At 66.0% G+C, this 19,144-nt stretch carries 19 protein-coding genes; 10 read left to right on the plus strand and 9 right to left on the minus strand.

The genetic code is table 11. The features are described 5' to 3' along the window. The first annotated feature begins 223 nt into the window (after positions 1–223). The 10 genes from KYX69_RS15045 (at position 224) to KYX69_RS15090 (ending at position 10,158) form a co-directional block, all read left to right on the plus strand. Complete coding sequence (locus tag KYX69_RS15045) at positions 224–1,141, plus strand: alpha/beta hydrolase (RefSeq protein ID WP_300498672.1); 918 nt, start codon at positions 224–226, stop codon at positions 1,139–1,141. After that, positions 1,138–1,638, plus strand: a complete 501-nt coding sequence (locus tag KYX69_RS15050) for an RNA pyrophosphohydrolase (protein WP_300498637.1) — start codon at positions 1,138–1,140, stop codon at positions 1,636–1,638. The genes KYX69_RS15045 and KYX69_RS15050 overlap by 4 nt, the downstream gene beginning before the upstream one ends. A 50-nt stretch (positions 1,639–1,688) precedes the next feature. Further along, the gene (locus tag KYX69_RS15055; protein WP_300498638.1) at positions 1,689–2,636 is read left to right on the plus strand and encodes a YdiY family protein; all 948 of its coding nucleotides are present in this window, start codon (positions 1,689–1,691) and stop codon (positions 2,634–2,636) included. 216 nt (positions 2,637–2,852) lie between these two features. Then, positions 2,853–3,956 carry a DUF47 family protein gene (locus KYX69_RS15060; RefSeq protein WP_300498673.1) on the plus strand — a complete coding sequence of 368 codons (1,104 nt, stop codon included), beginning with the start codon at positions 2,853–2,855 and terminating at the stop codon, positions 3,954–3,956. A gap of 9 nt (positions 3,957–3,965) precedes the next feature. Beyond that, on the plus strand, positions 3,966–4,979 hold the full coding sequence (locus KYX69_RS15065; RefSeq protein WP_300498639.1) for an inorganic phosphate transporter: 1,014 nt from the start codon (positions 3,966–3,968) through the stop codon (positions 4,977–4,979). A gap of 70 nt (positions 4,980–5,049) precedes the next feature. Then, entirely contained in the window at positions 5,050–6,255 is a 1,206-nt protein-coding gene (locus tag KYX69_RS15070; protein ID WP_300498640.1) for a hydrolase, read from the plus strand. After that, positions 6,252–7,262 (plus strand): arginine N-succinyltransferase, encoded by a 1,011-nt coding sequence (locus KYX69_RS15075; RefSeq protein ID WP_300498641.1) that lies wholly within the window; start codon positions 6,252–6,254, stop codon positions 7,260–7,262. Before KYX69_RS15070 ends, KYX69_RS15075 begins: the two co-directional genes overlap by 4 nt. Then, the gene (locus tag KYX69_RS15080; RefSeq protein WP_300498642.1) at positions 7,249–8,508 is read left to right on the plus strand and encodes an N-succinylarginine dihydrolase; all 1,260 of its coding nucleotides are present in this window, start codon (positions 7,249–7,251) and stop codon (positions 8,506–8,508) included. The genes KYX69_RS15075 and KYX69_RS15080 overlap by 14 nt, the downstream gene beginning before the upstream one ends. 75 nt (positions 8,509–8,583) lie before the next feature. Beyond that, positions 8,584–8,799 carry a hypothetical protein gene (locus KYX69_RS15085; protein ID WP_300498643.1) on the plus strand — a complete coding sequence of 72 codons (216 nt, stop codon included), beginning with the start codon at positions 8,584–8,586 and terminating at the stop codon, positions 8,797–8,799. A gap of 51 nt (positions 8,800–8,850) precedes the next feature. Then, positions 8,851–10,158, plus strand: coding sequence for an ATP-binding protein (locus KYX69_RS15090; protein WP_300498644.1), 1,308 nt, complete (start codon positions 8,851–8,853; stop codon positions 10,156–10,158). A gap of 98 nt (positions 10,159–10,256) precedes the next feature. Here KYX69_RS15090 and KYX69_RS15095 read toward each other — a convergent pair whose 3' ends face one another. The 9 genes from KYX69_RS15095 to KYX69_RS15135 all read right to left on the minus strand — a co-directional run bounded on the left by KYX69_RS15095 (position 10,257) and on the right by KYX69_RS15135 (position 18,966). Then, positions 10,257–12,287 carry an acetyl/propionyl/methylcrotonyl-CoA carboxylase subunit alpha gene (locus tag KYX69_RS15095; protein WP_300498645.1) on the minus strand — a complete coding sequence of 677 codons (2,031 nt, stop codon included), beginning with the start codon at positions 12,285–12,287 and terminating at the stop codon, positions 10,257–10,259. Continuing rightward, positions 12,287–12,523: a hypothetical protein gene (locus tag KYX69_RS15100; RefSeq protein WP_300498646.1), complete on the minus strand. Its 237-nt coding sequence runs from the start codon at positions 12,521–12,523 to the stop codon at positions 12,287–12,289. Before KYX69_RS15100 ends, KYX69_RS15095 begins: the two co-directional genes overlap by 1 nt. Then, the gene (gene bioB, locus KYX69_RS15105; RefSeq protein WP_300498647.1) at positions 12,523–13,524 is read right to left on the minus strand and encodes a biotin synthase BioB; all 1,002 of its coding nucleotides are present in this window, start codon (positions 13,522–13,524) and stop codon (positions 12,523–12,525) included. Before bioB ends, KYX69_RS15100 begins: the two co-directional genes overlap by 1 nt. A gap of 89 nt (positions 13,525–13,613) precedes the next feature. Beyond that, the gene (locus tag KYX69_RS15110) at positions 13,614–14,531 is read right to left on the minus strand and encodes a S41 family peptidase (protein ID WP_300498675.1); all 918 of its coding nucleotides are present in this window, start codon (positions 14,529–14,531) and stop codon (positions 13,614–13,616) included. Positions 14,532–14,557: 26 nt separating this feature from the next. Further along, entirely contained in the window at positions 14,558–14,719 is a 162-nt protein-coding gene (locus KYX69_RS15115) for a hypothetical protein (RefSeq protein ID WP_300498649.1), read from the minus strand. Beyond that, positions 14,716–16,854 carry a methylmalonyl-CoA mutase gene (gene scpA, locus KYX69_RS15120; RefSeq protein WP_300498650.1) on the minus strand — a complete coding sequence of 713 codons (2,139 nt, stop codon included), beginning with the start codon at positions 16,852–16,854 and terminating at the stop codon, positions 14,716–14,718. The genes KYX69_RS15115 and scpA overlap by 4 nt, the downstream gene beginning before the upstream one ends. Then, positions 16,855–17,634: an enoyl-CoA hydratase-related protein gene (locus KYX69_RS15125; protein WP_300498651.1), complete on the minus strand. Its 780-nt coding sequence runs from the start codon at positions 17,632–17,634 to the stop codon at positions 16,855–16,857. Next, the gene (mce, locus tag KYX69_RS15130; protein WP_300498652.1) at positions 17,631–18,053 is read right to left on the minus strand and encodes a methylmalonyl-CoA epimerase; all 423 of its coding nucleotides are present in this window, start codon (positions 18,051–18,053) and stop codon (positions 17,631–17,633) included. The genes KYX69_RS15125 and mce overlap by 4 nt, the downstream gene beginning before the upstream one ends. A 130-nt stretch (positions 18,054–18,183) precedes the next feature. Continuing rightward, on the minus strand, positions 18,184–18,966 hold the full coding sequence (locus KYX69_RS15135; protein WP_300498653.1) for a hypothetical protein: 783 nt from the start codon (positions 18,964–18,966) through the stop codon (positions 18,184–18,186). Between the last annotated feature and the right edge of the window lie 178 nt (positions 18,967–19,144).

Raw genomic sequence — 19,144 nt, forward strand, 5'->3', positions numbered from 1 at the left:
TCGGATCCCCCTGATCGTTAGGGGGGCGGCTAATGTCGTTTCGCGACTGCAGCATGAAGGCTTCGCGACAAATCCGCGACCTTGGCATAGCAAGTTTATGACATGGGTGTCCGATGGACGAGCGGTCTTGCCCCGGCTTATAGGGATCAAAAGAGGAGACCCGATCTTGGCCGACCATTTCGTCCGTCCCGACACCCGCGCCTTTCTCGACATGCTCGCCGCGATGCCCGAAATGCCCTGGCCGCCCACGCCCGAGGCCTATCGCGCGCAATATCTGGCGATGAAGGACCTAGTCGATCTGCCGCTGGGCGAACTCGCAACGATCAAGGATTTGACGATCCCCGGCCCCGCTGGCGACATCCCCGCCCGCCTGTTCGACGTGCGGGAGAAGCGCGAACCCGGCCCGGTCGTGCTGTTTTTTCACGGCGGCGGCTTCGTCATCGGCAATATCGACAGCCATGCCAGCTTCACCGCCGAGCTGAGCCGCGCGCTCGACCTGCCGGTGGTGTCGGTCGATTATCGCCTGGCTCCGGAAAACCATTGGCCCGCCGCATCGGACGATTGCGAAGCGGCAGCGCGCTGGGTCGCGACCAGCCCCGCAGAGCTCGGCCGCGCGGTCACCAGCATTGCGCTCGCGGGCGACAGCGCCGGGGGACAGATCGCCGCAGTCGCCGCGATCGACCTGCGCGACACCCCCGCTGCGGTCCCGGTGATCGGTCAGCTGCTGATCTACCCTGCAGCGGACGTCGGCGGCAGCTACCCCTCGGCCGACCATTTCGGCGACGGCTATCTGCTCACGGCCAAGGCGATGGACTGGTTCAACGAATGCTATGCCGCCGATGTCGCCCATCCGCGCGCCTCGCCGATGCGCCATGCGACGCTGGAGGGCCTGCCCCCCGCGCTGATCCTCACCGCCAGCCTCGACCCGATTCGCGATCAGGGTCGCGCCTATGCCGGAGCCCTCGCCGCTGCCGGCGTGCCGGTCGTGTTTCGTGAGGCAGTGGGCAATATCCACGGCTTCATCACGCTGCGCCGTGCAATCCCCTCCGCCCAAGGTGACGTGGCTGCGATGCTCATCGCGTTCCGCGCGCTGCTGACCGAGGCCGAGGCGAACCGCGTGATGGCGCAGGCCGCCGCATGATTGACCGCGACGCCCTTCCCTATCGCCCCTGCGCCGGGGTGATCCTGCGCAACGCGCACGGCCAGGTGTTCGTCGGCCAGCGCCTCGATTCGACGCTGGAGGCGTGGCAAATGCCGCAAGGCGGGATCGATCCGGGCGAAGACCCGCTCGACGCTGCCTATCGCGAATTGTGGGAGGAGACCGGCGTCGTCCGCGACCATGTCGATCTGCTCGCCGCGCCCGACATCGAGCTGGAATATGACCTGCCCGACGATCTGATCGGCAAGGTGTGGAAGGGCAAATGGCGCGGCCAGCGTCAGCGCTGGTTCCTGTTCCGCCTGACCGCTGGCGACGAAGCGATCGACATCGCGACGGCCGAACCCGAATTCCGCGCGTGGCGCTGGCTCGACCCGCGCGAGCTGCCTGACGTGATCGTCCCGTTCAAGCGCGATCTCTATGTCCGGCTGCTCGACATTTTCGCTGAGCCGCTGGGCCTAAGCGATGGGGAGCGCGCCTGATGTTGCACCGCACTCGATCTTTTGACCGGAATCGGATAGTAACCGGTTACATGCGCACATCCCTGCTCCTGCTCGTCGCAGCCCCGCTGCTGCTCGCCAACGCCGATGTCACCGCATCGTCGCCGCAGGAGGCACCCCCGCCCCCGCCGCCCAACCAGTCGGTCGAGCGCTCGTCGGAGGTCAAGGCGATGCTCGACGCCGCGATGAAGGCGGGCGACGAGGGCGCGGTCAACGCGATCGTCAAATATGCCAAGGCCGCCGACAAGGAGCGCGCAGCGCAGTTTGAAAAGACGGCAAGCGCATGGAAACGTGAACGCAAAGAAGCCGCCGAGCGCCGCCTGCGCGAAGCCAAGTTCCTCGACCTGATCAAGGGGCGCGCCGAGCTGGGCGGCTATTTCACCACCGGCAACACCGAAACGCTCGGCCTGACCGGTATCCTCGACCTCAAGCGGGAGGCGCTGCGCTGGCGGCACAAGCTGCGCATCCAGGCCGACTATCAGGAAAGCCTCGGCCAGACCGTCCGCGAACGCTATCTCGCGTCTTATGAGCCGAACTGGAAGATCGACGACCGCGCCTATGTCTATGGTGCTGCGCAATTTGAAAGCGACCGCTTCCTTGGCTTCGACGAGCGCTATGCGATCTCGGCCGGCGCCGGCTATTCGGCGGTCAAGTCCCCCGCGCTGACCCTCGACCTCGAAATCGGCCCGGCGTTCCGCTACACCGAGTTCGTCACCGCCCCGACCGAGCGCCAAGTGGCGGCACGCGGCAAGCTGGACCTCGACTGGAAGCTGAGCCGAGGCGTCACCTTCAGCCAGGACGCCTCGGCGTTCGTCGAGCAGCAGAACAGCACGATCACCGGCAAATCGGCGCTGCGCGTCAAACTATTCGGCCCGTTCTCGACCCAGATGTCCTACGCTGTGAACTACGAAAGCGCGCCGCCGAACGGCCGCAAGAGCACCGACACGACGACACGCGCGTCGCTGCTGGTGGATTTCTAGCGTCACCTTCTGTTTGGCGGGACCGGCCCGCTCCCCCACCCGGCCACCCAGCGCGAGCATCATATGGGTGGCCGGGTGGGGGAGCGGGCCGGTGCCGTTTCAGCGCAGCTGAAATCAGCCAAGAAGTGTCACAGTAACTTCACACGATTGTAACATTCGGTGAAATCGGGCATCGGGCCGCAACCCGGAGCCAAAGCCATTCGCCAGATCGCCGCCCTGCCCTATCGCACCGATGGCACTGCCATCGACGCCCCCGTGCGCGTGCTGCTCGTCACGTCGCGCGGCACGGGTCGCTGGGTGATTCCGAAGGGCAATGTCGCCAACGGCACGCCCCCGCACCTCGCCGCCGCCGAGGAGGCGGAGGAAGAGGCGGGCGTGATTGGTGCCGCCTGCCCCACCCCGATCGGCGCCTATCGCTATCGCAAGCGGCGCGGCAACGGTGCGCATCTGATGGCGGATGTCGAGGTGTTCCCGCTCGCCGTCACCGCCGAACTGGCGCGCTGGAAGGAGCAGGATCAGCGCGAGCGCCGCTGGTTCACGCTTGCCGAAGCCGCGGAGGCGGTCGACGAGCCCGACCTTCGGGAGCTGATCCGCAGCTTCGGCCCGACCGAATTCAATGCCGCCGCGCGGCGGACGAGCATGCTCGCCGTCGTCGCGCAAAAATCGAAAGCAAGCCAAATGTTCGCGTGGTTTCAGCGCCTTCTGCCCAAGACCGGAAATTTCTTCGAACTGTTCGAGGCGCATGCGGTGACCATTACCGCCGCCGCCGACGCGCTATCGCGTCTGTTCCAGGGCAATGGCGCGACCAGCGACCATATCCGGGAGATCATGGAGCGTGAGCATGACGCGGACGGAATCATCCGCGAAGTGTTGCAAACCGTCCGCAAGACCTTCCTCACCCCGTTCGACCGCAGCGCGATCACCAGCCTGATCGGCGCGATGGACGACGCGATCGACGAGATGCAGGCCGCCGCCGCCGCAGTCGACCTGTATGAGGTCGACACGTTCGAGCCCGAGATGCGCGACATCGTCGCCATCATCGTCGATGCCGCGCGGCTGACTGCCGAAGCCATGCCGCTGCTGCGCGATGTCGCGAAGAACGGCGTCCGCCTGCACGAGTTGACCGAGCGTCTTGTGCGGATGGAGGGGCATGCCGACGACATCCACGACGCGGGCGTGCGCCGCGCGTTCAAGGCCTATGGCGATGACGCCATGAAGTTCATGGTCGCCCGCGAGATCTACAAGCATCTCGAACGGATCACCGACGCGCTGGAGGATGTCGCGAACGAGATTGACGGCATCGTCATCGACCACGCCTGATCCGATCCGATGCACGAACTCGCCTTTCCGCTGCTCGTCGGCCTGATCATCCTCGCGCTGGCGTTCGACTTTCTGAACGGCCTGCACGACGCCGCCAACTCGATCGCCACGGTCGTCGCGACGCGCCTGCTCGGCCCGGTTCAGGCGGTCGGCTTTGCCGCCTTCTTCAACTTCGCCGCCTATTTTCTGACGCTCGCCTGGCCTGAACTGCACAAGGTGGCCGAAACGATCGGCAAGGGGCTGATCGACAAGGATCTCGTCACCCCTTCAGTCGTGTTCGGCGCGCTGGTCGGGGCGATGTTCTGGAACGTCGTCACCTGGTGGAAAGGCATCCCCTCTTCGTCCAGCCACGCGCTGGTCGGCGGGATCGTCGGCGCGGGCGTCGCGCATGCGGGCTTTACCGGCATCCAGTGGAGCGGCCTCAACAAGACCCTCATCGCGATCGTGCTATCGCCCTTGCTCGGCATGCTGCTTGCGATGCTGGTGATGCTCCTCTCAAGTTGGGCGCTCCACCGCGTCAGCAACCGCACCGCCGAAAAGAGCTTCCGCTGGCTCCACCTCGCCTCCTCCGCCGCCTATTCGACCGCGCACGGCCTGAATGACGCGCAAAAGACGATGGGGATCATCACCGTGCTGCTCTATTCGACCGGCTATCTGTCGGGCGAGTTCCACGTGCCGCACTGGGTCGCCATCGCCTGCTACATCGCGATCGCGTTGGGCACGTTGTCGGGCGGGTGGAAGATCATCGAAACGATGGGCACGCGCATCACAAAATTGTCGCAGCATCAGGGGTTCAGCGCCTCCACCGGCGGCTCGATCATGGTGTTCACCGCGTCGCTGCTCGGCATCCCCGTCTCGACCACCCATACGATCACCGGAAGCATCATCGGTGCCGGCACCGCCCGCCGCGCGAGCGCGGTGCGCTGGGGCGTGGCGCAGAATGTCATCGCGGCGTGGGTCATCACCATTCCGGCTTCGGCAGCGGTCGGCGCGCTGTTCTACATGCTCACGCGACTGTTCTAACTCGTAACAAGCGTTACTTTTCCAGCCACAGGGGGTTCACCCGCCGCGCGGGAGCCGATACACCCCCTGCATGGGGCTGAACACAATCGAAGCCGCCGCGGTCGAGGCGGCCCGCGCCGCGCCGATGCTGGCGCAGGTCGAGCGCTGGGTCGCGGTCAATAGCGGCACGCGCAATCTGGATGGGCTGGCGACGATGGCGGGTCTGCTCGCCGACGCCTTTGCCGCCTTGCCCGGCGACCTCACCCTGGTCGAACCCAGCCCGGTCGAGATGGTCGATACCAGCGGCACGGTGCAATCGCTCGCACATGGTCGCCACGTCCACCTGCGCGTGCGGCCCGAGGCTCCGGTGCAGATGCTGTTCACCGGCCATATGGACACCGTCTTCCCCGCCGATCACCCGTTCCAGAGCACGACCTGGCTCCCCGACGGCATCCTCAACGCGCCCGGCGCAGCGGACATGAAGGGCGGCCTGTCGCTGATGCTTGCCGCACTGCAAGCGGTCGAGGCGACCCCGGCGGCGGCGCGGTTCGGCTATGAAGTCGTGGTCAACTCGGATGAGGAGACCGGCTCCTTCGCGTCCGCCGCGCTGATCGCACAGGCAGCAAAGGGCAAGGTCGCAGCGCTGACCTACGAACCCGCACTCCCCGACGGCACGCTCGCGGGCGCGCGTGGCGGCACCGGCAATTTCTCGATCGTCGTGCGCGGACGCAGCGCGCATGCCGGTCGCAACCCGCGCGACGGTCGCAACGCGCTGGTCGCCGCCGCCGATCTCGCGCTGCGGCTGTCACAGCTGATGACCGACGACCTATCGGTCAACCCGGCGCGGATCGAGGGCGGCGGGCCGAACAATGTCGTCCCCGATCTCGCGATCCTGCGCGTCAATTTCCGCCCAGCCTCGCCCGACGCCATCCAGCGCGCCGGGGCCGCAGTCCACGCACTCGCCGACGCGATCGCCGCCGACCATGATGTCTCGGTCCATGTCCATGGCAGCTTCAACCGCCCGCCCAAGCCGCTCGACCCGGGTGCCGAGCGGCTGTTCGGTCTGGTCAAGCAAGCCGGCGCGGATCTCGACATCCCCGTCGCCTGGAAAGCCACCGGCGGCGTGTGCGACGGCAACAACATCGCCGCCTGCGGCGTCCCCGTCGTTGACACGATGGGCGCGCGCGGGGGCGCCATTCATTCGCAGGAGGAATTTCTGATCGCCGACAGCCTGCCCGAACGCGCCGCCCTGTCGGCGCTGACCATTTTGCGCATCATCGAAAAGGGCCGCGTATGACCTTCATCATCCGTCCCGCCCGCGCCGACGACCTGCAGCATCTCTACGAGATGGCCAAGCTCACCGGCGGCGGCTTCACCAACCTTCCTCCCGAAAAGCCCGCGCTCAAGGCCAAGCTGGAGCGCAGCGCCGAGGCCTTCGCCCGCACCGACGACGCAAAGAAGGACGAATTGTTCGTCCTCGTCCTCGAAAACACCGCGACGCAGGAGGTGCGCGGCACGTGCCAGATCTTCACCCAGGTCGGTCAGCGCTGGCCCTTCTACTCCTACCGCATGGGCACGGTGACCAAGCATAGCGAGGCGCTCGGCCGCACCTTCCGCGCGGAGATCCTGAACCTCGTCAACGATCTGGAGGGATCGAGCGAGGTTGGCGGGCTGTTCCTCCACCCCGGCGAGCGTGCCGGAGGCCTTGGCATGCTGCTCGCCCGCAGCCGCTATCTGTTCATCGCGATGCACCGCGCGCGCTTCGCCGACCGCATTCTCGCCGAACTGCGCGGCGTGATCGACGAGGCGGGCGGATCGCCCTTCTGGGACGGCGTTGCGGGGCGTTTCTTCGGGATGAGCTTCCAGCAGGCCGACGAATTCAACGCGATCCACGGCAACCAGTTCATCGCGGACCTGATGCCGCGCCACCCGGTCTATACCGCGATGCTCACCGACCATGCGCGCAGCGTCATCGGCGTCCCCCACCCCTCCGGCCGCGCGGCGATGCGGATGCTCGAGCATGAGGGGTTCGCGTTCGAGAATTACATCGACATTTTCGACGGCGGCCCGACCATGACCGCACGGACCGACAATGTCGTGACGATCCGCGACTGCCGGACCCAGCCAGTCGCGCACATCGCGCCCGGCGGGGACGCGAGCATTATCGCGCGCGGCACGCTCGCCGAGTTCCGCGCGTGTCACGGCCGGATCAAGCGCGGCGATGAGGGCGTAACGCTCGACCCCGCCGCCGCCGCACTGCTCGACGTCGGCGTGGGCCAGGACGTGTGCCATGCCCCGCGTTGAGATCAACTTCGACGGTATCATCGGTCCCAGTCACAATTATGCCGGCTTAAGCCACGGCAACCTCGCCGCCACGCGCAATCAGGGGGCGTTGTCGCAACCCCGCGCGGCGGCGCTCCAGGGCATTGCCAAGATGCGCGCCAACCTCGCGCTCGGGCTGACCCAGGGCATCCTGCTGCCCCATGCCCGGCCCGACCATCGCTGGCTGGACAGCCTTGCCACGACCTATGCCGACGCCGCGCCGCACCTTCAGGCGCAGGCGCTGTCGGCCTCTGCAATGTGGGCCGCCAACGCCGCCACCGTCTCCCCCGCGCCCGACACAGCCGACGGACGCTGCCACCTGACCGTCGCCAACCTCGTCACGATGCCGCATCGCAGCCATGAATGGCCCGAGACGCTGGCCCAGCTCCGCCTCGCCTTCGCGCACGATGCCTTCCGCGTCCACGGCCCCGTCCCCGCCCCGTTCGGAGACGAAGGCGCGGCCAACCATATGCGCCTTGCCCCCGACCATGACGCGCCCGGCGTCGAGGTGTTCGTCTATGGCATCAGCGGCGGCCCCTTCCCCGCCCGCCAGCATCGCGAGGCGAGCGCAACCGTCGTCCGCCGCCACGGGCTAGACGCTGCACGCACGCTGTTCGTCCAGCAGTCCGAGGAAGCGATCGCCGCCGGCGCGTTCCACAATGACGTCGTCGCGGTTGCCAACGCCAACATCCTCTTCGCGCACGAACTGGCCTTCGCCGACAAGGACAGCTTTTACGCCGATCTGCGCCGCTTGATGCCCCGCGTCGAAATCGTGGAAGTCCCAACTGCCGAAGTCAGCCTGGCCGACGCGATCAGCTCATATCTGTTCAACGCCCAATTGGTGACGCTGCCGGGCGGTGAGACCGGCCTCATCCTCCCCACCGAAGCCCGCGATACTCCAAGCGTATGGAGCTGGCTCCAGCGCCATCTCGCCGGAAACGGGCCGATCCGTCACCTCGAAGTGGTCGATGTCCGCCAATCGATGGCCAATGGCGGCGGCCCCGCCTGTCTGCGCCTGCGCGTCGTTGCCGACCCGGCGACCGTCGACCCCCGCTTCCTCGTCGATCCGGCAAAGCTCGACCGCATCGCCGCAGTGATCGAGACGCACTGGCCCGATGCCATCGCCCAGGACCAGATCGGCGACCCCACGCTGATCGCCCGCATTGCAACCGCGCGCACCGCGCTGCTCGACGCGCTCGACATCGATCCGGCATCACTGTCGGGTTAATTGACAGGTAACCATAGTCGTTAATGCGAAGCCGCGCATTTCCGCACTTGGCCTGTCTCTTGCGTAACGATTGCCATGCTGTCACGCATCAAACGCCTCTTCACGATCAAGACGAGATTCGAGGCGTTTGCCGTGATCTACGGTCTTGGCGTCGGGGCGGTTGAGCGCGGCATTCACTATCTGGAGCAATATCCCGGCTTTGGCGGATGGCTGCTGTTCGCAGTCTGCCCCATCGCGGTGTTCATGGCGGGCGCGCGGATCCTGGATTCGCTCGATGCCGGGATCGAATAGGCGATTTTCGGGACCGGTCCGTCGGGGGACGGATCGGATGGGGAGATGAGAGTGCGGTTGTTTCGGGGCATGTTCACGGCACTGGCGGCGCAGGCGCTGCTGATCGTTGCGGTCGGCGGAGGGCTGTTGTTGTGGAATGTCTACACCACCAGCGAGCGCGCGCTGCGCAGCCGCGATGCCGCACAGCTCGACGCCTTTGCCGCGCTCGCCGCTGAAGCCGCCGCCGCCGGCAAACCCTATGATCGCATCGTTGCCGAACTCGACCGGCGCGACCCGAATGTGCTCGGCGGCCGCGTGGCGATCGTCGGTGCCGACGACCGGCTGCTCGGCGGTCCCGCCGCCGGGCCTGCGCTGCTCGACCGCCCGATCGTTGTCGGTGGCCGCACCGTTGCCAGCGCCCGAATCGTCCGGTCGCCCCAGCTCGCTGATCGCGACCGCGCGCTGCTGCGCGACCATTATATCGGGATCGGCGCGATCCTCGCAGGCCTCCTCGCCTTGCTGCTCGGCGCGGCTTATTGGCTGGCCGGGCGCTGGTCCAAGCCCCAGCGCGAATTGCTGCGCCTCAGCCATGAGGTCGCCGATGGCGATGGCGACATCTATTTCGACGAGCGCGGCCCGCGTGAGATCGTCGGTACAATGCGCAACCTGCGCCGCATCGCCAACCGCTTTGAGCGGATCGAGACCGCGCGTCGCACCTGGCTGGTGATGATCGCCGAAGAGCTGCGCGAGCCGATCGCCTCGCTCGGCGGCCATTTGTCGGAGCTTCAGGAAGCACTGACCGCCGAGCCCGAGTTCAAGGCCGCGATCGAGGCCGACCAGAACCGCCTCGCCCGCATGGCCGAGGATCTTCACGCCGTCGCGCTCGCCGATCTCGGCCGCCTTCCGCTGCGTTTTGCCGATGTCGATCCGCGCGCGCTGATCCACAATGCGATTTACAGCCATGCCAAGCGCGCTGAAGCGGCGGGCGTGCGCCTCGAAACCAGCAATCTCCCGCCTTACACCATCCTTGTGAAGTGGGACGCGGAACGGATCGAGCAATTGTTCGGCGCGCTGATCGAAAACAGCATGCGCTACGTCCCGCGCGGCGGCCGCATCGTGCTCGGCCTGGAAAGCCAGCGCGACGCGTGGCGGCTGATTGTCGATGACAATGCCCCGGGCATCGATGTGCAGCTCGCCCAGCAGTTGTTCGAGCCCTTCTACCGCGCCAACGCCAAGGAAACCCCCGGCGGATCGGGCCTCAGCCTCGCCACCGCCCGCGCGATCGTCGAGGGGCATCACGGCCGGATCGAGGCAAGCAACTCCCCGATCGGCGGCCTGCGCATCACCGTGGTCCTGCCCGCAACCCCGCCGATGGCTTGAGGTCGGAGCGACCACCTTCTTCTTAGCCCCTCCCGCTTGCGGGAGGGGTTGGGGGGGGCTTCTTCTTCAGTTTCTCAAGGCCGCGTCGGCCTCAAGCCTCACTCAAACTCCAGGATCGCCGCATCCACCGCTAGGCTGTCGCCCGCAGCGAAGTTGATCGCCTTGACCACGCCCGCCTTCTCGGCGCGCAGGATGTTCTCCATCTTCATGGCTTCCACGACGGCGAGCGGCTGACCCGCCTCGACCTTCTCGCCCTCGCCCACCTCGATCCGGGTCAACAGCCCCGGCATCGGCGCGAGCAGGAAGCGGCTCATGTCCGGCGGAATCTTCTCGATCATGTGGCCGGCGAGTTCCGCGACGCGCGGTGCATAGACCTTGACGTCATGCGCCGCTCCGCGCGTGCGCAGCGTCCATCCTGCACGGCCACGCTGCACGCCGACGCTCAGCAATTCCTCGCCATCGATTCGGAATTGCGCCAGCCGCTGCCCCGGCTGCCAGCCCGTGGCAATGTCGAGTGGCGCTTCATTCGGGTCGAAGTTGACCAGCATCCCTCCGGCGTGGCCATCGACGCTGATATCGAACCGCTCGCCGCCGATCAGCACGACGCGCTCGGTCGACATGGTCGGCGTGGCGAGCTGCCCGGAAATCTCGACCGCCCGGGAAGCCTGAACCAGGTCCAGCACCGTCGCCACCGCCGCCAGCTTGCGCAGCAGCGTCGCGTCGGCGGGCGCCCCCTCGAACCCCTCGGGATATTCCTCCGCGATGAAACCGGTGGTCAGCGCGCCCGAGCGGAAGCGCGGATGCTGCATCAGCGCCGACAGGAAATCGATATTGTTGCCCAGCCCGTCCAGCTGGAACCGGTCAAGCGCCGCGACCTGCAGATCGGCCGCCTCGTCGCGGGTGTTGCCCCAGGTGATCAGCTTGGCGATCATCGGGTCATAGAACATGCTGACCTCGCCCCCCTCGGCAACGCCATCATCGACGCGGACATAGCCGTCGCCGCCGACAGCGCCATAGGGGGTCTCCTGCGCCGCCGGGGGCGCATAGCGCACGAGTCGCCCGGTGCTCGGCAGAAACCCGCGATACGGGTCCTCGGCATAGACGCGGTTCTCGATCGCCCAGCCGGTCAGCGTGACCTCATCCTGCGTGAACGCCAGCTTCTCGCCCGCCGCCACCCGGATCATCTGCTCGACAAGGTCCAACCCCGTAACCGCCTCGGTCACCGGATGCTCGACCTGCAGCCGGGTATTCATTTCGAGGAAGTAGAAGCCATCGCCGGTCTTGTCGGCACCCGAGACGATCAATTCGACCGTCCCCGCGCTATAATAGCCCACCGCCCGCGCCAGCGCGACCGCCTGCTCGCCCATCTTGCGGCGCATCTCGGGCGTGACGAAGGGCGACGGCGCCTCCTCGACCACCTTCTGGTGCCGCCGCTGGATCGAACATTCGCGCTCGCCCAGATAGACGATGTTGCCATGCTGATCGCCGATCAGCTGGATCTCGATATGGCGCGGCTGTTCGATGAACTTCTCGATGAACACGCGATCGTCGCCGAACGACGCCAGCCCCTCGCGCTTGGTCGCCTCAAAGCCTTCGCGGACGTCCTGTTCGCTCCACGCCAGCCGCATCCCCTTGCCGCCGCCGCCCGCCGACGCCTTCATCATCACCGGATAGCCGATGTCCGACGCGATCTTCACCGCCTCATCGGTATCGGCGATCTCACCCAGATAGCCGGGAACGACATTGACCCCCGCCGCCTTGGCGAGTTTCTTGGACTCGATCTTGTCGCCCATCGCCGCAATCGCATTGGCGGGCGGCCCGACAAAGGCGATCCCCGCCTCCGCACACGCTTTGGCAAAGCTCTCGCGCTCCGACAGGAAGCCATAGCCCGGATGGATCGCATCCGCGCCCGTCGCCTTGGCCGCGGCGAGGATCAGCTCCGCCTTGAGATAGCTCTCCGCCGCCGGCGCAGGCCCCAGCCGCACCGCCTCATCCGCCATCAACACATGCGGCGCGCGCGCATCGGCATCGGAATAGACCGCGACCGTCGCAATCCCCATCCGCTTGGCCGTGCGGAACACCCGACACGCAATCTCGCCCCGATTGGCGACCAGGATTTTCTTGAACATTATTTCTTCTTCCACTCTCGGATGATTAGTCCGGTCGCTGCGAGCCAGATCAACGCGGCGATGCCCGCCTTGATCTCAATTGGTTGCTGGATTGAGCGAATGCAGCGAGAAAGGTCGCCTCGCAGATCAAGGCAATGAAACTCTGCACCCGAGTAAGCATAGCCGTGCGCGAGCACGAAAACTGCCAACGCGATTGATCCGACGATGTAGGTGCCGACCAAAATTTGGAGGCGCATCACTCCGCCGCCTCCAGCTCCGCCTTCACCTCACCCGCCATCGCCCGCATCCCCAGCCGCGCGAACAGCGCCGCGTCCTTGTCGTCCCCGGCATTGCCGGTGGTCAGCAGCTTGTCGCCGGTGAAGATCGAATTCGCCCCCGCCATGAAGCACAGGGCCTGCGTCTCATCGCTCATGCTCTCGCGACCCGCGGACAGGCGCACCATGGATTCCGGCATCGTGATCCGGGCCACGGCGACCGTGCGGACGAATTCGATCTGGTCGATCTTCGCGAGCGGCGTGTCGTGGAGCATGTCGCCCAGCACCGTGCCCTTGACCGGCACCAGCGCGTTTACCGGCACGCTCTCGGGATGCTTGGGCAGCGTCGCCAGCGCGTGGATGAACCCCACGCGGTCGCCGCGCGTTTCGCCCATTCCGACGATACCGCCGCAACACACGTTGATCCCCGCATCACGCACATGGTCCAGCGTCTCCAGCCGATCCTCGAACGTCCGCGTCGTGATCACCTCGCCATAGCGCTCGGGCGAGGTGTCGATATTGTGGTTGTAATAATCCAGCCCCGCCTCGGCCAGCTGCGCCGCCTGACCCTCGGTCAGCATGCCCAGCGTCATGCAGGTTTCCATGCCCATCTGGCGCACGCCCTTCACCATCTCGACGATGGCGGGCATGTCGCGGTCCTTGGGATTGCGCCACGCCGCGCCCATGCAAAAGCGCGACGAGCCATTGTCCTTGGCCTGCGCCGCCGCCTGCAGCACCGCGCGGACATCCATCAGCTTGGTCGCCTTCAGCCCCGTCTCGGCATGGGTCGACTGGTTGCAGTAGCCGCAATCCTCCGGACACCCGCCGGTCTTGATGCTGAGCAAGGTCGACATCTGCACCTCATCCGCCGCGAAATGCGCGCGGTGGACCGTGGCGGCCTGATAGACCAGCTCCATGAACGGCAGGTCGAACAGCGCGGCGATCTCGTCGCGGGTCCAATCGGTACGGGTGGTCATCGTCATTTCCGTTATTGCTATGCGTGCCGAAGCACCGTTCTCGCGTGCAGCGGCGAAACGCAAGGAGTGGAGGAGGAAATCGTCGGGCCGGGCGTTCACGCTCCACCTCCCAGCAGCGTGATCGCGGCTGCAAGTGCACCGTCGGCACCATCAGCGGTCGCCGGAACCATCACATCCGGCGTTACGCCAGTGCCCTGAATCGGCGCACCGCTCGGTCTGAACGCTTGCGCAGTGGTGAGGCTCAGGGCGGAGCGACGGCTCAACTGTAACAAAGTCCGGATCACGCCATTTCCAAAGCTGGTTTCACCCACGATCCGCGCGCGCCCATGGTCACGCAGGGCGGCGGCAAGGATTTCCGCCCCTCCACCGACTTTGCCATCGATCAGCACGGCGATCGGACGTCCCCCTGCGACGTCACCCTTTTGAGCGAATTGCCGCTCGCAATCCCCGGCTTGCCGCCCGCACAGCCTCACGATCTCACCTTGATCGAGAAACAGATCAGCGATCTCGACGGCGGTCGACAACGGTCCGCCGGTATTGCCGCGCAAGTCGAGCACAACTGCACGCGCCGTTGCGACCGGAGGCTCCTTTGCCAACGCATTGACAGTCTTCCGGCTATCCCGCTCGAACCGAGCGAAGGTCACAATCGCGACGTCGCCTTCTCGCCGCACCGCCAACCCCGGACTCCGATTTTCATGGCCCTGCGGCTGCTCGGCGGCACGCAACACCGCGTCGATGTCGATGTACCCTCCCGGATACCCCGTCTCGGCTACCATCGCGTCGATTGCCACCCCCGCCAATATTCGAGGATCGCTCCCCTCGCGCCCGGTTGCGACTGCCAGTGCTGCCATCAGATCGGCCTTGCTCCGCACCGTCGCCGGATCGCCGCTGCCTATCGCGCGCGCCGCAGCAGACGCGATACGGTCCTCACTTACCGCGACGAGTCCCTTATCGCGCACCAGCTCGAACGCCGTGCCCACCTCGTCGAGCACCGGATCGGGCTGAAGCTGCACCAATGCGAGAAAGAGCAGCGCGATACTCACCGCGCCGCCATCCCATCAACGGCGTCGCGGGCCAAGCTCACTTTGACGGCGCTGCCAACCGAGATCAGCGCGATGCCAGTCGCGCCTAGTAAATGGTCATGGGCGGGAGGGAAGAGCACACAGCCCTCCTGTTCGACATTTGCCTGATTCACGCTCATTCGTCCCCCCAGCCCTGCGGCGGCATATTATGGCCGAGCAGCGTCAGCACCTCCTCCGCCGCATTGACCAAATTGGTCCCTGGGCCAAAGATCGCCTGCACCCCCGCGTCGCGCAGCACCTGATAATCCTGCGCCGGGATCACCCCGCCCGCGATCACCTTGATATCGCTCCGCCCGGCGTCGCGCAGATGGCCGATCAGCTGCGGGATCAACGTCTTGTGCCCCGCCGCCAGGCTGGAGACGCCGACCACATCGACATCCTCGGCCAGCGCCAGCTCGGCCGCCTCCTGCGGCGTCTGGAACAGCGGACCCGGCACCACCTTGAACCCCAGATCGCCGAATGCGGAGGAGACGAGGTTCGCCCCGCGATCATGCCCGTCCTGCCCCATCTTGGCGACCAGCATGCGCGGCGCACGGCCCAGCCGGCGTTCGGTCGCGGCAACGCCGTCCTTCAACCGCTCCCAGCTATCGTCCGCATTATAGGCGCCGCCATAGACGCCCTTGACCGGGGTCGGCACCGTCCCGTGCCGCCCGAATACATCCTCCATCGCCAGGCTGATCTCGCCCAGCGTCGCGCGGTGCCGCGCCGCCACGACTGCGAGTTCCAGCAGATTGCCATCCCCCCGCGCGCCGTCCCGCAGCGCGTCCAGCGCCGCCTGGCACGCCGCTTCGTCGCGCGTCGCCTTGACCCGCGCGATCCGCGCCACCTGCGCTTCGCGCACCGCATGGTTGTCGACGTCGAGGATGTCGATCGGGTCTTCCTCGGTCTTGCGGTATTTGTTGACGCCGACGATCACCTGCTCGCCCCGGTCGATCCGCGCGGCGGTGGCGGCGGCTGCTTCCTCGATCATCGCCTTGGGCCAGCCGGCGGCGACCGCCTTGGCCATCCCGCCCTCGCCTTCGACCCGCTCGATGATCGCCCACGCCTTGTCGACCAGCTCCTGGGTCAGCGCCTCGACATAATAGCTGCCACCCAGCGGATCGACGACATTGGTCATGCCGGTCTCTTCCTGGATCACCAGCTGCGTATTGCGGGCGATGCGCGCGGAGAAATCGGTCGGCAGCGCGATCGCTTCGTCGAGCGCGTTGGTATGCAGCGATTGGGTCCCGCCCAGCATCGCTGCCATCGCCTCGATCGTCGTGCGGATGACGTTGTTGTACGGGTCCTGCTCGGTCAGCGACACGCCGCTGGTCTGGCAATGGGTCCGCAGCATCTTGCTGCGCTCGTCCTTCGCGCCCAGCTGCGTCATCACGCGATGCCACAACACCCGCGCTGCCCGCAATTTAGCGACTTCCATGAAGAAGTTCATACCGATTGCGAAGAAAAAGCTCAGCCGCCCGGCGAACTTGTCGATGTCGAGGCCGCTCGCGACCCCATATTTCACATATTCCATGCCATCGGCGATGGTGAAGGCCAGCTCCTGCACCTGCGTCGCCCCGGCCTCCTGCATATGATAGCCGGAGATCGAAATGCTGTTGAATTTCGGCATGTTGGCCGAGGTATATGCAAAAATATCCGAGATGATCCGCATCGACGGCTCGGGCGGATAGATGTACGTGTTGCGGACCATGAACTCCTTCAGAATGTCGTTCTGAATGGTCCCGTCGAGCAGGCTCTTGTCGACCCCCTGCTCCTCGCCCGCGACGATGAAGAAGGCGAGGATCGGGATCACCGCGCCGTTCATCGTCATGCTGACCGACATCTGGTCGAGCGGGATGCCGTCGAACAGGATCTTCATATCCTCGACACTGTCGATCGCCACGCCAGCCTTGCCGACGTCACCGGTCACGCGCGGATGGTCGCTGTCATATCCGCGATGCGTCGCCAGATCGAACGCGACCGACAGCCCCTTCTGCCCCGCCGCCAGATTGCGGCGGTAGAATGCGTTGGACTCCTCCGCGGTCGAAAAGCCCGCATATTGCCGGATCGTCCACGGCCGCCCGGCATACATCGACGCCCGCACCCCGCGCGTGAACGGCGCAAAGCCGGGCAGACCCGGATCGGCGGTCACGTCGTCCGCCGTATAGAGCGGCTTGACGTCAATCCCCTCCGGCGTGCGCCAGGTCAGGTCACGGCCCTTCACTTCCTTGTCGGCCAGCGCCTTCCAGTCGGCGGGGGTCGGTTTCTCACGCATTTACTTACCCTTGAACTCCGGCGCGCGCTTGCCGAGAAACGCCATCACGCCTTCGCGGAAATCCTCGGTCTTGCCCGCAATCCGCTGATGCGCCGCCTCGACGCTCAGCGTCTCCGACAGCGTGTTGTTGAGTGCCGCCTTGATCTGCGCGCGGATCAGGCCCAGCGCAATGGTCGGTTTGGCGGCGAGCGTAGCGGCGAGTTTGCCCGCCTCGACCATCAGCGCATCGTCCTCGACCACCCGCGCCACGAGCCCTGCGTCCTTTGCGTCATCGGCGAACATCTTCTCGCCCAGCAGCGCCATCTCCAGCGCCTTGGCCCGCCCCGCCGACTTGGCGACCAGCCAGGTCGCGCCGCAATCCGGCACCAGCCCGATATTGCTGAAGGCGAGCAGCAGATACGCGCTCTTCGCCATCACCACCATGTCGCCGCCCAGCGCAATGCCCACGCCCGCACCCGCCGCTGGCCCGTTGATCGCGGTGACGATCGGGATCGGCAGCTTGGACAGCGTCTCGGCGAGCGGGTTGTAGTGAAACTCCAGGCTCTCCGCCGGATCGACCGGCCCGCGATCCATCCGTCCCGCCAAGTCCGCGCCGGAGCAGAACGCCCGCCCCTCGCCAGTCAGCAGCACCGCCCGCGCGCCCTCGTTTACCGCGCGCAGCAACGACGCGCGGATCAGGTCGAGCATGTCGAACGTCACCGCGTTCAGCCGCTCGGGTCGGTTGAGCCGGATCGTCGCGACGCCATTGTCGAGGCTGTAAAGGACGGTCTCGTCGGTCAATGCGCCTCTCCCTTCGGCGTTTCCATGATCTCGGTCAGCACCCCGCCCATGTCACGCGGATGGACAAAGAAGATCAGCGTCCCGTGCGCCCCGATGCGCGGTTCGCCCAGCACCCGCGCGCCTTTCGCCTCGAACCACGCCTTGGCTTCATGGATGTCGGGCACCTCGTAGCACACATGATGCTGCCCGCCCGCCGGGTTCTTCGCCAGAAAGCCGTGGATCGGCGAGTCCGCGCCCAAGGGCTCGATGAGCTCGATCTGGGTGTTGGGCGTATCGACGAAACACACCTTCACCCCCTGCGCCGGCAGGTCGAAGGGTTCGTGGATCGTCTCGGCGCCCATGACGTCCCGATAGAAGGCGATCGACTCCGCGATGGACGGCGTCGCAACGCCGATATGGTTCAAACGGCCGAGTTTCACTGCAACTCCCCTCCCGCTCGCGGGAGGGGCCGGGGGAGGGCCTGTCCGCACGCGACGCTTCTGATCGAGGAGGACAGCCCCTCCCCTAACCCCTCCCGCAAGCGGGAGGGGGACTGAAGGACGAAGCCACTCAGCACGACAGCCGCGACTCCTTCTGAAGCGGCACGAACTTACCATCGCGATATTCGTATCGTTCGACGAACGTCGCCGTCCCGCTCGCCTGCACCGCGAACGACTTGCCCTTCACGACATCGACGATCTTGCCCTCGAGATTGCTCAGCGGTTCGCCGCCAAAGGTCTTACCCGTCGTCTCATCGACCGCACCCTCGTTCGACGCCGACAGCCACACACGCTCCGACTGGACCGGCCCGTCGGGCTTCAATTCGGTGATCGACGCGCCACCGCACGAATAGCCCTGCCCCGACCAGCCGCTCTCGACATAGATCGCCGGATTGTCGGTGAACTCATTCGCCACCCGCCACTCCGGCTCCGCGCCCCAACCGGAACCGCGCACCAAAGTCGGCCATTTGCCGGTTACAGCGAACCCCTCGCCCTCGGGCTTCAGATAGGCGATCGCCAGTGCGCCGGAACAGGCGTGGCAATCGGACTCGTTCGCGCCGGGACTTAGCAGCACCGCGGTGTCGCCGATCCACAACAGCTGTCCTGGCTTCACATTGATGACGTCGGAATCACCGTCGCGCACCTGCGCCGCCCCATCCTTGCCATAGGCTGTGCGGAAGGCGAGCTTGAGCTGCTCCGCCTCGGGCAAGGCGCGCACGCCGGCAACGGTCGGGGTAGCAGATGGGGTCGGCGCGGTCGTATTGCCGCTCTCGGGTGCCTGCTGACAGCCTGCCAGCAGCGCTACCGCGCCCGCCAACGCGATGCCGCCATGATTTAAGCGACCGCGTGTCACAAGTCGGTACTTGCCAAGAGGGCGATCAGCATACCTGCTCCTACCACAACGAAAATCATACCGATCAGCGATGCAACGTAACTCGCAAATACTGCTGACGAAAAACCCGGACCACCGCGCCTGATCTCATTCCCAAACGGGTGAGATTTAACGACGCCCCTCCGATGCGCCGCAACAG

Source organism: Sphingomonas sp. (assembly GCF_030145815.1).
Classification (GTDB): Bacteria; Pseudomonadota; Alphaproteobacteria; order Sphingomonadales; family Sphingomonadaceae; genus Sphingomonas.

Bases quoted from the DNA above. Each gene is read 5' to 3' on its own strand.
- KYX69_RS15045 (WP_300498672.1), top strand. From the start codon at position 224: ATGCCCGAAATGCCCTGGCCGCCCACGCCCGAGGCCTATCGCGCGCAA.
- KYX69_RS15050 (WP_300498637.1), top strand. From the start codon at position 1,138: ATGATTGACCGCGACGCCCTTCCCTATCGCCCCTGCGCCGGGGTGATC.
- KYX69_RS15055 (WP_300498638.1), top strand. From the start codon at position 1,689: ATGCGCACATCCCTGCTCCTGCTCGTCGCAGCCCCGCTGCTGCTCGCC.
- KYX69_RS15065 (WP_300498639.1), top strand. From the start codon at position 3,966: ATGCACGAACTCGCCTTTCCGCTGCTCGTCGGCCTGATCATCCTCGCG.
- KYX69_RS15070 (WP_300498640.1), top strand. From the start codon at position 5,050: ATGGGGCTGAACACAATCGAAGCCGCCGCGGTCGAGGCGGCCCGCGCC.
- KYX69_RS15075 (WP_300498641.1), top strand. From the start codon at position 6,252: ATGACCTTCATCATCCGTCCCGCCCGCGCCGACGACCTGCAGCATCTC.
- KYX69_RS15080 (WP_300498642.1), top strand. From the start codon at position 7,249: ATGCCCCGCGTTGAGATCAACTTCGACGGTATCATCGGTCCCAGTCAC.
- KYX69_RS15085 (WP_300498643.1), top strand. From the start codon at position 8,584: ATGCTGTCACGCATCAAACGCCTCTTCACGATCAAGACGAGATTCGAG.
- KYX69_RS15095 (WP_300498645.1), bottom strand. From the start codon at position 12,287: ATGTTCAAGAAAATCCTGGTCGCCAATCGGGGCGAGATTGCGTGTCGG.
- KYX69_RS15100 (WP_300498646.1), bottom strand. From the start codon at position 12,523: ATGCGCCTCCAAATTTTGGTCGGCACCTACATCGTCGGATCAATCGCG.
- bioB (WP_300498647.1), bottom strand. From the start codon at position 13,524: ATGACGATGACCACCCGTACCGATTGGACCCGCGACGAGATCGCCGCG.
- KYX69_RS15115 (WP_300498649.1), bottom strand. From the start codon at position 14,719: ATGAGCGTGAATCAGGCAAATGTCGAACAGGAGGGCTGTGTGCTCTTC.
- scpA (WP_300498650.1), bottom strand. From the start codon at position 16,854: ATGCGTGAGAAACCGACCCCCGCCGACTGGAAGGCGCTGGCCGACAAG.